The organism is Nocardiopsis sp. MG754419, from assembly GCF_018207095.1.
GTDB lineage: Bacteria > Actinomycetota > Actinomycetes > Streptosporangiales > Streptosporangiaceae > Nocardiopsis.
On record NZ_QOCZ01000061.1, the window covers coordinates 15,608 to 28,374 of the forward strand.

A 12,767-nucleotide genomic window follows, 5' to 3' on the forward strand; every position below is an offset into this window, starting at 1 on the left:
CCCACATGGCAGAAGAGAACATCACCTTCACCCTTCCCGACCTCGGCGAGGGGCTGGTCGAGGCGACCGTCCTGGAGTGGCAGGTGGCGGTCGGCGACGTGATCGGCCGCAACGATCCACTGGTGGAGGTGGAGACCACTAAGTCCGCCGTGGTCATCCCCTCGCCCCAGGCCGGACGTGTGGTGGAGCTGCACGCGGAGGAGGAACGCGTCGTCCCCGTCGGCGACCCGCTGGTGACCTTCGCCGTGGAGGTGGCCGAGGCCCCCCAGGCCGGCATCGTCGGCAGGGTCCCCACGGAGGAGGCGGCGCCGCGACGCAGGGTGCGTCTCAAGCCGCCGGCGGAGTGATCGAGGATCCGCTCCTCAACGGAGGCCCGTTCGGATGTGGACACGAACGAACGCCCGCTCTCTGGGGGTTCCGTTTATAGGAACATCTGAATGGGACTCCGTTCTCTTCGGCGAAATCCCGGAAACCCGAAAGGCACGGAACGATTCATGACCGCGAATCTCATCGGAGACGTGACAATGCGTTATGTGGATTTGCCTCCCCAGGCTTCCGATGGGTCCGTGCCGGTGCTTCTGCTGCACGGTTTCGGGACCTCCTTCGACATGAATTGGCGGGCCGCCGGATGGCCGCGGGTTCTCGAGGCCGCGGGCCGTCGGGTGATCGGTCCGGACCTGCGCGGCCATGGTGGGAGTGACAAGCCCACGGAAAGCGGGCTTTACCTGCCCGAACACTTCGTCGACGACCTCCTCCGACTGCTCGACGCGCTCGACGTCGAGGTGGTCGACGTCGTCGGCTACTCCATGGGGTCGCGTCTGGCCTGGTCGCTCGCGCTCACCGCCCCCGCGCGCGTGCGCCGCATGGTCCTCGCCGGGTTCGGCCCCACCGATGCCCTGGCCGGGCTGGGCGAGACCGCTCCGGGAACCGGAGACACCCCCTTCGACCACGTCTTCCGTACGGTCGCGGCGCTGCCCGGCAACGACCCCGAGGCGCTCGCCGCATGTGCGCACGGTCAGGCCGCCGACCCCTTCGTTCCCGTGCCCCGACCCGAGGGCGTGCCGATGCTGCTGGTCGCCGGCGCCGAGGACACCGTGGCGGCCGGCGCCTCGGACCTGGCCGCCGCCTGTGGGGCCGGTTTCGTGGAGATCCCCGGTCGTCACCACGCCAACGCCGTCTCCGCCCGGGCGTTCAAGGAGGCGGTGGTGGACTTCCTCGGATAGTGATCCGAGGGGCGGCGGCGCGCCCGGAGCGGGTCCGCCGCAGGCCGGTGGGCCGGTCCATGAGAGGATCAAGCCGGTCTAGACCGGTCGGCTTCCACGTGGGGGTTGTGACCACAGGTGAGGGTCGGTGCACAACCGGTCGCAAGCCCCTGTTCTTCCAGGGAAGAGGGGGTCGAAAACCCGCGAATAGCCGAAGGGTTGTCCCGATCGGGCCTGCTCTGGGTAACTTCCGAGTAAGGCCCCGTGTCACTTGGCTCTCGCCTTCATAACAACTGCGGCCGTTGGTCGAGAGTACTTTCCGACAAGGGATATCGTCCGGCAGCAGAACTCAGGCCGGTCCCGCGCGGAATGCGGCACCGCTGAGAGGGCGAAGGGGAGAGTTACCCAAGTGAAGCGCAGTAACGCAGCCAAGTTCGCCGCCGTCGCCGCGGCGGGCATGCTGGCACTCACCGCGTGCGACAACGCGGCCGACGACGGCGACAACGGCGGTGCCGAGGGCGGCGACGAGGCCTCCGAAGTACGCGTGGGCCTGGCCTACGACGTCGGTGGCCGCGGTGACCGTTCCTTCAACGACTCCGCCTACCGCGGCCTGGAGCAGGCCGCCGAGGAACTGGGCGTGGAGACCCAGGACTTCGAGCCCAGCGACGGTGAGCCGGACTCCGCCAAGGAGGAGCGCCTGGCCACCATGGCGGAGGAGGGCTACGACGTCGTCATCGCCGTCGGGTTCGCCTACGACGGCGCCATCCAGGCCGTCGCGCCCGAGTACGAGGACGTCCACTTCGCCATCGTGGACTCCGAGATCGACGGCATCGACAACGTCACGAGCCTGGTCTTCGCCGAGGAGCAGGCCTCCTTCCTGGCCGGTGCCGCCGCGGCCCTGACCACCGACGAGGACCACGTCGGCTTCGTCGGCGGTGTCGAGACCCCGCTGATCCACAAGTTCGAGGCGGGCTACGTCGCCGGTGTCCAGCACGTCAACGAGGACATCAACGTCGAGATCGACTACCTGAGCCAGCCGCCGGACATGAGCGGCTTCAGCGACCCGGCCCGTGGCCGCGAGGTCGCCCAGGCCCAGTACGACCGCGGCGCGGACGTCATCTACCACGCCGCCGGCGCCTCCGGCAACGGTGTCCTGGAGTCCGCCGTCGACAACGACTTCACCTTCATCGGTGTCGACAGCGACCAGTACGAGAACGCCGACGACGCGCAGAAGCCGTACGTCCTGACCTCCGCGATCAAGCAGGTCGACGTCTCGGTGTTCGAGCTCATCCGCGCGGCCACCGAGGGCGGCGTCGAGGGCGGCATCCAGCGTTTCGACCTCAGCGAGGGCGGTGTCGACTACACCACCACCAACGAGGAGTCGATCTCCCCCATCCAGGACGAGCTCGACGAGCTCAAGGAGCAGGTCATCGCCGGTGACATCGAGGTTCCCACCGAGCCGTGACGGGGATCGGTCACCACAGCGGGCACCGGGCCCGCGCCGTGACCCACGGGTCATGAGGAACGGAGCCGAAGGGGCGCGCCCCTTCGGCTCCGCCCGGTAGCCGCACCGCGACGAAGGCGTCCGGCCGGGGCCGACCCCGGCCCGCCCGCGCCCCGCCGCAAGTTCCCACAGAGGAGTCTGATGAGCAGCACGCCATCGGGCGGCGGGTCGCACGCACCCGCCGCCGTTGAGCTGCGCGGGATCACCAAGCGTTTTCCCGGCGTCGTGGCCAACCACGACATCGACATCACCGTGGCTCCCGGTACCGTGCACGCCATCGTCGGCGAGAACGGAGCGGGCAAGTCCACGCTGATGAAGACCCTGTACGGCATGCACAAGCCGGACGAGGGTCACATCCACGTCGAGGGTCGTGAGGTGCGCTTCAACTCGCCCTCCGACGCGATCAAGCACGGCATCGGCATGGTGCACCAGCACTTCATGCTCGCCGACAACCTCACCGTCCTGGAGAACGTGGTCCTGGGCGCCGAACGCCGGTACGGCATCGGCGCCAAGGCCCGGGAACAGATCCGGAGCCTGTCCGCCCAGTACGGGCTGGGCGTGGACCCCGACCTGCTCATGGAGGGTCTTGGCGTCGGTGACCGCCAGCGCGTGGAGATCCTCAAGGTCCTCTACCGGGGCGCCGAGACCATCATCCTGGACGAGCCCACCGCGGTCCTGGTCCCGCAGGAGGTCGACGAACTCTTCGACAACCTGCGCGAACTCAAGCGCGAGGGCCTCACCGTCATCTTCATCTCGCACAAGCTCGACGAGGTCCTGTCGGTCGCCGACGAGATCACCGTCATCCGACGCGGCACCACCGTCGCCACCGCGGACCCGCGCACCACCACCGCGCGGGAACTGGCCACGCTGATGGTCGGTGGCGAGCTGCCCGTCCCCGAACTCCGCGAGTCCACCGTCACCGATCACGTCGTCCTGTCCCTGGACGGGGTCACCGTCACCTCGGTGGACGGACGCGACGTCGTCGACGACGTGACGCTCGGCATCCACCGGGGCGAGATCGTCGGCATCGCCGGGGTCGAGGGCAACGGCCAGTCGGAGCTCATCGAGGTCATCATGGGCATGCGCCGGGTCTCCTCGGGCAGCATCCACCTGGAGGAGCAGGACGTCACCAAGTGGTCCACGCTGCGCATCCGTGAGGCGGGCGTCGGCTACATCCCCGAGGATCGCCACCGCCACGGCGTGCTGCTGGAGTCCTCCCTGTGGGAGAACCGCATCCTCGGGCACCAGACCCGGGAGCCCAGCGTGCACGGCCCCTGGATCGACAGGGCCGGGGCGCGGGCCGACTCCGAGCGCATCGTCGCCGAGTACGACGTGCGCACCCCCAACATCGACGTCATCGCCGACGCGCTCTCCGGGGGCAATCAGCAGAAGTTCATCATCGGCCGGGAGATGAGCGGGCGGCCCCGCTTCCTGGTCGCCGCGCACCCCACCCGGGGTGTGGACGTGGGCGCCCAGTCCGCCATCTGGGAGCAGCTGCGCGAGGCCCGTGCCGAGGGTCTGGCCGTGCTGTTGATCTCCGCCGACCTGGACGAGCTGATCGGCATGTCCGACACGCTCCACGTCATCCTGCGCGGCAGGTTGGTCGCCGAGGCCGACCCGTCCACGGTCACCCCCGAACAGCTCGGCTCCGCCATGACCGGTGCCGGTCTCGAAGGCGACGAGCACAGTGAGAACCGTGCGGGCGACCGCACCGACGAGGAAGAGAACGAGGGCGGCGCATGAGTAGGCTTCCCCGCCCCGGGATGACCCTGTCCGGACCCATGGCCGCCGCCATCGCGGTCGCCCTGGGCACCGGTGTCACCGTGGGGCTCGATCTGGCGCTGCTGTGGTGGGTGGCGCTCATCATCGGTGTGGTCGTGGCGTTCGGCTTCGTCGCCTGGTCCGCCCCCCTGGTGCCCGACAGGCGACCGACCTGGGTCACCGACGGAAACGCCGATGCTTTTCGGCCGCTGGCCCTCCTGCTGGCCCCGCCGCTCGCGGTGACCGTCGGCGTCCTGGCCACGGTGTTGCTGAGCCAGAGCGTGTCGGACTGGGTCGCCGCCGCGCTGGGCGCCGCGCTCGGCTCCCTGCTGGCGTACGTGTTCTTCCATCACCTCGCCGGACTGCTGACTCTTCCGGGCAGGCTTCCCCGCCCGGCGGTGACCCTGTCCGGACCCATGGCCGCCGCCATCGCGGTCCTCGTGGGCACCGGTGTCACCGTGGGGCTCGATCTGGCGCTGCTGTGGTGGGTGGCGCTCATCATCGGTGTGGTCGTGGCCTTCTGGTTCGTGTCCTGGTCGGCGCCCATGGCGCCCGCCGAGACGCGCTCCGGTGGCGACGGTGCCAAGGAGGAGGGAACCGCCCTTCACCAGTCCATGGTGCTGCCCGTGGCCCTCCTGCTGTCGGTGATCAGCGGTCTGTTGGCCGCCTGGCTCTTCGACCTGCAGTTGCTGGAGTGGGCGGCCGCGCTGCTGGGCGCCGCCCTCGGCTCACTGCTCGCGTTCGTGCTGTACCACCGGCTCTCGGCCATGTTGGCGCTGTCCTTCGTCGCGGTGTTCGCCGCCGGGGTCCTGGCCATCGGGGTGACCGCCGCCGTGCTGCACTTCAGCGGCATCCCGCCGCTGACCACGTTCGACCGGATGCTGGAGTACGGCACCAGGCCCAACAGCATGGTGCAGATCATCAACGACGGCATCACCTACTACCTGGCCGCGGTGGCCGTCGCGATCGGCTTCAAGATGAAGCTGTTCAACATCGGCGTCGACGGCCAGTACCGGCTGGCGGCCCTGTTGGCCGCCGCGGTCGGCGGCTACCTCATCCTGCCGCCGGTGATCAGCCAGTTCGTCGTCATCGTCACCGCGGTCGCGGTCGGCGGCGTGTGGGCGGGCATCGCCGGGTACCTCAAGGTCGCCCGCGGCGTGTCCGAGGTGATCTCGACGATCATGCTCAACGCGATCGCCACCGGCATCACCGCCTACCTGCTGACCGAGGGCCGCCTGGCCGTCCAGATCAGCACCAACAACATCGGTACCCCGCCCATCCCCGAGTCCGGTTGGGTCCCCGGCATCCCGGCGACCTTCCTCGGCTCGGAGCGGGAGATCTTCGGGCTGGTGTTCCTCGCCATCGCGGTGGGCATCGGCTACTGGATCATGCTCAACCGCACGCGGTTCGGTTTCGAGCTGCGCGCCACCGGCCAGTCCCAGACGGCGGCCGAGGCCAGCGGTGTCGACGTGAAGAAGATGGTCTTCCTGTCGATGCTGTTCTCCGGCATGGTCGCCGGTCTCGTGGGCCTGCCGCAGCTGCTCGGCAGTTCCCACTACTACGCCCTGGACTTCCCGACCGGTATCGGCTTCATCGGCATCGCCATCGCGCTGCTGGGCCGCAACCACCCGGTGGGCATCGTCTTCGCCTCCCTGTTCTGGGCCTTCCTGAACCAGGCGGCGGGGATCCTGCCCTTCGACGGCATCCCCCAGGAGATCGCGGTCATCGCTCAGGCCACCATCGTCCTCACGGTCGTCGTGGTCTACGAGGTGGTCCACCGCTGGGGCCGTCGCTACCAGCAGCAGCAGATCGGCAAGCAGCTCGGTCGCACGACCGAGAGCGCCCCGGAGCCCGCGGCCGTGTCCCACGGTCCCGAGCACGGTTTCACCGAGGGCGACGACGGCGCCCCCGGCCGCTCCGATGAGGGCGGCACCGACGGCACGCGTGGCGGGGAGGCACAGTGAGCCAGGAACTCAACGTGATGGAGCCGGTGACCCGACGTCGGCCCAAGGGCTGGGGACGCTGGCGCCTCCTCACCCTGCTGATGGCGGTCTTCGTGTCGCTGGCGGGCCTGCGGGTCATCACCGGCCAGGACATGCTGACCGACGCGGGCACGGTCCGCACCACGCTGACCTTCGCGGTCCCGATCGGTCTGGCCGCCCTCGGCGGTCTGTGGGCCGAACGCGCGGGCATCATCAACATCGGTCTCGAAGGCATGATGATCTTCGGGACCTGGTTCGGCGCCTACTTCGCGTGGACCTACGACAACCCCTGGATCGGCCTACTGGCCGGAGTGTTCGGCGGCATGCTCGGCGGCCTCATGCACGCGGTGGCCACGGTGACCTTCGCCGTGGACCACATCGTGTCCGGTGTGGCCATCAACATCCTCGCCCTGGGCGCCATGCGCTACCTGTCGATCCTGGTCTACGCCGACATCCCCGGCGCCGGCGCGGCCCAGTCCCCGGTGGCGCCGTCGTTCCCGACGTTGCAGGTGCCCTGGCTGCCCGAGGCGCTCGCCCCGGTCGCCCAGAGCGGCATCTTCCTCGTCAGCGACCTGGCGTCGCTGGTCATCGGCCTCACCACCCGCATGTCCGCGCTCACCCTCATCGCCATCCTGCTGGTGCCGATCAGCTACCTCGTGCTGTGGAAGACCACCTTCGGTCTGCGCCTGCGGTCGGTCGGGGAGAACCCGGACGCCGCGGAGTCGCTCGGTGTTCCCGTCTACACGCTCAAGTACGTCGCCGTCATCATCTCCGGTGGTCTGGCCGGCATGGGCGGCGTGTTCCTGGCGATCGTCGCCTCGCAGATCTACCAGGAGGGACAGACCGGCGGTCGCGGCTACATCGGTCTGGCCGCGATGATCTTCGGTAACTGGCGGCCGGGCGGCCTGGCCATGGGCGCCGGCCTGTTCGGCTACACCGACGCCCTCCAGGTGCGCGGCGGCGGCGCGGCCATCCACGCCCTGCTGCTGCTCCTCGCGGTGGTGCTGTTGGTGGTGGCCGTGTGGCAGGTGCGCAAGGACCGCAAGGGCATCGCCGTCGCCGGTTTCCTCGCCGCGATCGTGCTGCTGCTCTGGTACTTCAGCACCGACTCCCTGCCCCGCGAGCTGGCCACCTACAGCCCGCACATCGCCACCCTGCTGGTGTTGTCCCTGGCCTCGCAACGGCTGAGGGCGCCGGCGGGCGTGGGCAAACAGTGGAGGGCGAGCCGTTCATGAGCGCATCCGAGACGACCGTGGACTGGGCGGCGCTGAGGCAGGCCGCCCGCGAGGCCATGGGCCGGGCCTACGCGCCCTACTCCCGGTATCCGGTGGGCGCGGCCGCCCTGGTCGACGACGGCCGGGTGGTGAGCGGCTGCAACGTGGAGAACGCCTCCTACGGGGTGGGCCTGTGCGCCGAGTGCGGTCTGGTCAGCGCCCTGCACGCCACCGGGGGCGGCCGGCTGGTCGCCTTCGCCTGCGTGGACGGTCGCGGCGAGGCCCTGATGCCGTGCGGGCGCTGCCGTCAGCTGCTGTACGAACACGGCGGTCCCGAGATGCTGCTGGACACCCCCGAGGGGATCCTCCCCATGGACCGGGTCCTGCCGCAGGCGTTCGGACCGCACGACCTCACCAAGTAGACCGCTGTGCGTCTCCCCGGCACCGCCCACGGTGGCCGGGGAGACGTCGTTCCAGCGGAAGTTCCGCCACGGAAGGGACATGACATGGACGTCATCGAGATCATCCGCGCCAAACGTGACGGGGGCGAGCTGACCCCCGACCAGATCGACTGGGTGATCGGGGCCTACACCCGTGGCGAGGTCGCCGAGGAACAGATGTCGGCGCTGGCCATGGCGATCTTCCTCAACGGGATGAACCGCGCCGAGGTGAGCCGCTGGACCGAGGCCATGCTGGCGTCGGGGGAGCGGCTGGACTTCACCGACCTGTCCCGCCCCACCACGGACAAGCACTCGACCGGTGGCGTGGGCGACAAGATCACGCTGCCGCTCACCCCCACGGTGGCGGCCTGTGGGGCGGCCGTCCCCCAGCTGTCCGGGCGCGGTCTCGGCCACACCGGCGGCACCCTCGACAAGCTGGAGTCCATCCCCGGGTGGCGGGCCTCCCTCACCACCGAGGAGATGAGAGGGGTCATCACCGACACCGGCGGGGTGATCTGCGCGGCCGGCGCCGGGCTGGCCCCCGCCGACCGACGTCTCTACGCTCTGCGCGACGTCACCGGCACCGTCGAGTCCATCCCGCTCATCTCCGCCTCCATCATGAGCAAGAAGCTGGCCGAGGGCACCGGCGCGTTGGTGCTCGACGTCAAGGTCGGCTCGGGTGCCTTCATGAAGGACCTCGACTCCGCCCGTGACCTGGCCCGCACCATGGTGGACATCGGCAACGACCACGGCGTGCGCACCGTGGCCCTGCTGACCGACATGGAGAGCCCACTGGGCCGCCGGGTCGGCAACGCCCTGGAGGTCGCCGAGGCCGTGGAGGTGCTCTCCGGCGGGGGACCGGCCGACGTGGTCGAACTGACCGTGGCCCTGGCCCGCGAGATGCTGACCGCCGCCGGGCTCACCCCCGGGGAGGACGGTGTGAAGGACCCGGCGGAGGCACTGCGCGACGGCAGCGCGCTGGAGTCCTGGAAGAACCTCATCCGAGCCCAGGGCGGGGACCCGGACGCGCCGCTGCCCGAGGCGGCCGAGAGCCGTGTGGTGCTCGCCCCGACCTCGGGCGTGGTGACCCGACTGGACGCCTACCAGGTGGGTCTGGCCGCGTGGCGGCTGGGCGCCGGCCGGGCGCGCAAGGAGGACGCGGTGTCCTTCGGCGCGGGGGTGACCCTGCACGCCAAGCCCGGTGAGCGGATCACCGCGGGCGAACCGCTGTTCACCCTGCACGCCGACGAGACGGAGCGCTTCGACCGGGCCGCCGAGGCACTGGAGGGCGCCTGCGACATCGGTGCCGAGGACGAGTGGACCCCCGCTCCGCTGGTCATCGACCGCCTCGCCTGAGTCCCCCCGACCCGGGCGTGGGGTGTTCACCGCCGAACCCCCACGCCCGTATCGGAAGCGGGTGACCGGGATGTCGGCGGCCGTGCGGAGACCGAGGACCTCCCGGTTCGTCGGCCCGCGATCGTGTCCGTCGGGCCCACCCGAAGGGTGAGAGCCGGCGGACCCGTTCCCGGTACGCGGACGATGCACCCATTCCGCGGACCAGGGGGACCACGTCCGGTCCCAGGACGGCGCATCCGTCGGTGGTCGTGCGCTCGCACTCCGGGCCCGCGAACGCGCGACGTCGTGGGGCCGTCGGCGAGCTCCCCGTTGAGGTCCTAGGGCAGACGGTTGAACCGGGGGAGTTCGGTGGGCCCGGTGCTCGGGCGCAGGACCAGGGAAGTCAATGCTCACTCCGGTATGGGCTCGCGCCCCGCCGGAGGATCAGCGGTCGGCCGCTGTCTCGGGGGACGTGAGCGTGGTGTCCGTGGAACCCATCGCCTTATCCCTCCTCTCGGTGCCCGTGCCCACCGGTGTCGTGGGCGGCGGAACCGTCGTACCAGGTGACCGCGGGGCCCGCCATCGGATTTCCGTGCCCCGAGCCCCGACGGGGCCGTGGCCGGGGCCCACACGGGCCCCGGCCGACCGGTGGTCAGTCCATGATCGGCGGCATCATCTGCTGCGCCGCCTCGGGGATCATGTAGTAGGCCACCGCGGCGGCGGCCACGAACAGCAGTCCCACGATCACGGTGGCGGTCGCGCCCCACTTGGCCCAGGGGCGGGTGCCGGCGTTGATCAGGGCGAGGGACAGTCCAGCCGAGAGGACCGCGAGCAGGGCCACCGATCCGCCCATCATGAGCTGGAGCTCGATGTGGCTGATCTGCTCGGGGGCGATGGCCTGACCGCCCACCAGGATCATGCTGGTGAGCATCTCCAGGAGCTGCCCGGACGTGACGGTCACGCCGAGCAGGACCAGGCCGACGATGCCGAAGGTCTCCGCGGACAGGACACCTCCGGGACGGGGCTCGGCCGTCGCCCCGGCGGCGGGCTCCACGTCCTCGTCGACCTCGGTGGCCCCCTCGTGGTCGGGGTCGGCCTCCTCGGCCGGAGCGGACGCCGACGCGTCGGTCGTCTCGGTCGCCACCCCGGCCGGCTCGAAGGTCGGCCGGCCGGACTCCTCCGATGCGCTCGTGGTGTTCTCGGGCCCTGTGTTGTCTTCCGGTGTGGTACTCACGCGGCCAACGTACCCGTGGGTGTGTATAAGCGGTGCCTAAGAATCGCCTGGTGGACGTAGGGATCATGGCGACCCGCCCCGGTCGCCCGGGAGGCGGGCCGTCCTCGCCCGGTGACGACGGAGGCCGGAGGACGGTCGTCCTCCGGCCCGAGCGGTGTCGACGGGGCGCTCAGGTGGTCAGCAGCGCGTACGAGGCCACGGTCAGGACCACCAGCAACAGGCCGACGAGGACCGTGGCCGCGGCCAGGTGGCGCGCCCACGGTCGGGTGGAGGCGTCGGCGCGCAGCAGGGCCACCGCCGCGCTCACCACCGCCAGGCCGGCGAACAGGCCGGCGCCGGTCAGCTGCCCCTGGACCGCGGCGCTCAGGGTGCCCTGGGCTCCGGTGAGGGTGTGTTGGTTGACGATGGCGATCAGTTCGGTGGACAGCAGGGTGGTGGCCAGCAACAGGAGTCCGGCCACGCTGAAGGTCTCGGGCCCGAACAGGCCGTCCTTGCGGGGTTCCGGTGCGGCGGAGACGAAGGCCTCGCCCGCGGAGGCCTCCGCGGGGTCGCTGCCGGTCTCAGGGCTGGGGTCGGAGGTGGGAGTGGTGTCCTTGGTGTCTTCCGGGGAGGTGCTCACCCGCGTCAAACTACCGGCCCCTCTCCAGGGGTCGGCCCTCCGTAACGGGATGATCGCGGCCGGTTCCGGCCAAGGCTCACATCAATGCTCGAAACGGGACGGAACGTAAAACAATCACCAGTGCTTGTTTTTTCGTGTGGCGGGTGTCACTCTCGTTCCCATGAGCGCTACAGCAGCCCCCTCCCTGTGGGTCGGGAACGCCTCCGGCTTCTACGGGGACCGCCTCGCCGCGGTCCACGAGATGCTCACCGAGGGCACCGTGGACGTTCTCACCGGTGACTACCTGGCCGAACTCACCATGGCGATCCTCGGCCGGGACCAGCTGGCCGACCCCTCCCGAGGCTACGCCCGCACCTTCCTCAAACAGATGAAGGAGTGCCTGGGGCTGATCATGGAGCGGCGGGTCCGCGTCGTCACCAACGCCGGCGGTCTCAACCCCCGCGGTCTGGCCGACCGACTCACCGAACTCGCCGACGGCCTCGGCCTCGCCCCTCGGATCGCCTGCGTCACCGGTGACGACCTCCTGCCCCGCGCCGAGGAGTTGGAGCTCGGCAACCCGCTCACCGCCAACGCCTACTTCGGCGCCTTCGGTATCGCCCGCTGCCTCGACCTGGGGGCCGACATCGTCGTCACCGGGCGCGTCACCGACGCCTCCCTCGTGGTGGGAGCGGCCATCTCCCACTTCGGCTGGACCCACGAGGACGTCGACGCGCTGGCCGGGGCGACCGTGGCCGGACACGTGATCGAGTGCGGCACCCAGGCCACCGGCGGCAACTACGCGCTTCCCGGTGAACTCGCCGGACACGACCTGGACCACCCCGGGTTCCCCCTCGCGGAGATCGCCGCCGACGGCACCTCGGTCATCACCAAGCACGCCCGCTCCGGAGGCGCGGTCACCGTCGGCACGGTCACCGCCCAACTCGTCTACGAGGTCGAGGGCGCCCGCTACCCCGGACCCGACGTGACCGCGCGGCTCGACACCGTCCGCCTGACCCGGCAGGGCCCCGACCGGGTCCTCATCGACGGTGTCAGGGGGGAGGACCCGCCGCCCGACCTCAAGGTCGGTCTGACGGGACTCACGGGTTTTCGCAACGAGGTCGATTTCCTCATCACCGGTCTGGACGCCGAGGCCAAGGCCGCGCACGTCGAACGCCAGATGCGCGCCGCCCTCGCGGGCGCGGGGCCCGCCGAGACGCGCTTCGTGTTCACCCCCGCCGTCGACCCGCACGGCGACACCCAGGACGCCGCCACCGCCCGGCTCTCGGTCGTCGTGCGCGACGCCGACCCCGCCGTCGTCGGACGCCGCTTCGGCGCCGCGGCCGTCGAACTCGCCCTGGGAGGCTACGCCGGGTTCCACCTCACCACGCCGCCGCGCGACGCCCGCCCCGACGGGGTCGCCGCCACGCACGTCCTCGTACCGGCCCCGGAGGTCGAGCACGTCGTCATCACCCCGGACGGCGACCATGAGCGGATCCC

Annotated in this window: 11 protein-coding genes; 9 read left to right on the top strand and 2 right to left on the bottom strand. The window is 70.5% G+C overall.

Features of this window, described 5'->3' with window-relative positions; translation table 11 throughout:
• Nucleotides 1-5 precede the first annotated feature (5 nt).
• The 8 genes from DSY14_RS14000 (at nucleotide 6) to DSY14_RS14035 (ending at nucleotide 9,459) form a co-directional block, all read left to right on the top strand.
• Nucleotides 6-347, top strand: a complete 342-nt coding sequence (locus DSY14_RS14000; protein ID WP_211716980.1) for a biotin/lipoyl-containing protein — start codon at nucleotides 6-8, stop codon at nucleotides 345-347.
• Between the two features lie 177 nt (nucleotides 348-524).
• Nucleotides 525-1,223, top strand: a complete 699-nt coding sequence (locus tag DSY14_RS14005; protein WP_374224013.1) for an alpha/beta fold hydrolase — start codon at nucleotides 525-527, stop codon at nucleotides 1,221-1,223.
• 388 nt (nucleotides 1,224-1,611) lie between these two features.
• Nucleotides 1,612-2,667, top strand: a complete 1,056-nt coding sequence (locus DSY14_RS14010; RefSeq protein ID WP_211716982.1) for a BMP family protein — start codon at nucleotides 1,612-1,614, stop codon at nucleotides 2,665-2,667.
• 180 nt (nucleotides 2,668-2,847) lie between these two features.
• Nucleotides 2,848-4,449 carry an ABC transporter ATP-binding protein gene (locus tag DSY14_RS14015; RefSeq protein ID WP_211716983.1) on the top strand — a complete coding sequence of 534 codons (1,602 nt, stop codon included), beginning with the start codon at nucleotides 2,848-2,850 and terminating at the stop codon, nucleotides 4,447-4,449.
• A 434-nt stretch (nucleotides 4,450-4,883) separates the two neighbouring features.
• A complete protein-coding gene (locus DSY14_RS14020) occupies nucleotides 4,884-6,431 on the top strand; it encodes an ABC transporter permease (protein WP_211716992.1) in 1,548 nt (515 codons plus the stop codon).
• Complete coding sequence (locus DSY14_RS14025; RefSeq protein WP_211716984.1) at nucleotides 6,428-7,684, top strand: ABC transporter permease; 1,257 nt, start codon at nucleotides 6,428-6,430, stop codon at nucleotides 7,682-7,684. Before DSY14_RS14020 ends, DSY14_RS14025 begins: the two co-directional genes overlap by 4 nt.
• Nucleotides 7,663-8,085, top strand: a complete 423-nt coding sequence (locus tag DSY14_RS14030; protein ID WP_211716985.1) for a cytidine deaminase — start codon at nucleotides 7,663-7,665, stop codon at nucleotides 8,083-8,085. The genes DSY14_RS14025 and DSY14_RS14030 overlap by 22 nt, the downstream gene beginning before the upstream one ends.
• Nucleotides 8,086-8,169: 84 nt before the next feature.
• Complete coding sequence (locus tag DSY14_RS14035; protein ID WP_211716986.1) at nucleotides 8,170-9,459, top strand: thymidine phosphorylase; 1,290 nt, start codon at nucleotides 8,170-8,172, stop codon at nucleotides 9,457-9,459.
• Between the two features lie 631 nt (nucleotides 9,460-10,090).
• Here DSY14_RS14035 and DSY14_RS14040 read toward each other — a convergent pair.
• Nucleotides 10,091-10,672, bottom strand: coding sequence for a hypothetical protein (locus tag DSY14_RS14040; protein WP_211716987.1), 582 nt, complete (start codon nucleotides 10,670-10,672; stop codon nucleotides 10,091-10,093).
• A gap of 169 nt (nucleotides 10,673-10,841) precedes the next feature.
• Complete coding sequence (locus DSY14_RS14045) at nucleotides 10,842-11,291, bottom strand: hypothetical protein (protein WP_211716988.1); 450 nt, start codon at nucleotides 11,289-11,291, stop codon at nucleotides 10,842-10,844.
• A gap of 136 nt (nucleotides 11,292-11,427) precedes the next feature.
• On the opposite strand from DSY14_RS14045, the gene DSY14_RS14050 reads away from it, so the two are divergent.
• Nucleotides 11,428-12,767 (top strand): acyclic terpene utilization AtuA family protein (locus DSY14_RS14050; protein ID WP_211716989.1); only part of this gene is annotated, 1,340 nt, incomplete at its 3' end.

Bases quoted from the DNA above. Each gene is read 5' to 3' on its own strand.
- DSY14_RS14015 (WP_211716983.1), top strand. From the start codon at position 2,848: ATGAGCAGCACGCCATCGGGCGGCGGGTCGCACGCACCCGCCGCCGTT.
- DSY14_RS14000 (WP_211716980.1), top strand. From the start codon at position 6: ATGGCAGAAGAGAACATCACCTTCACCCTTCCCGACCTCGGCGAGGGG.
- DSY14_RS14005 (WP_374224013.1), top strand. From the start codon at position 525: ATGCGTTATGTGGATTTGCCTCCCCAGGCTTCCGATGGGTCCGTGCCG.
- DSY14_RS14035 (WP_211716986.1), top strand. From the start codon at position 8,170: ATGGACGTCATCGAGATCATCCGCGCCAAACGTGACGGGGGCGAGCTG.
- DSY14_RS14020 (WP_211716992.1), top strand. From the start codon at position 4,884: ATGGCCGCCGCCATCGCGGTCCTCGTGGGCACCGGTGTCACCGTGGGG.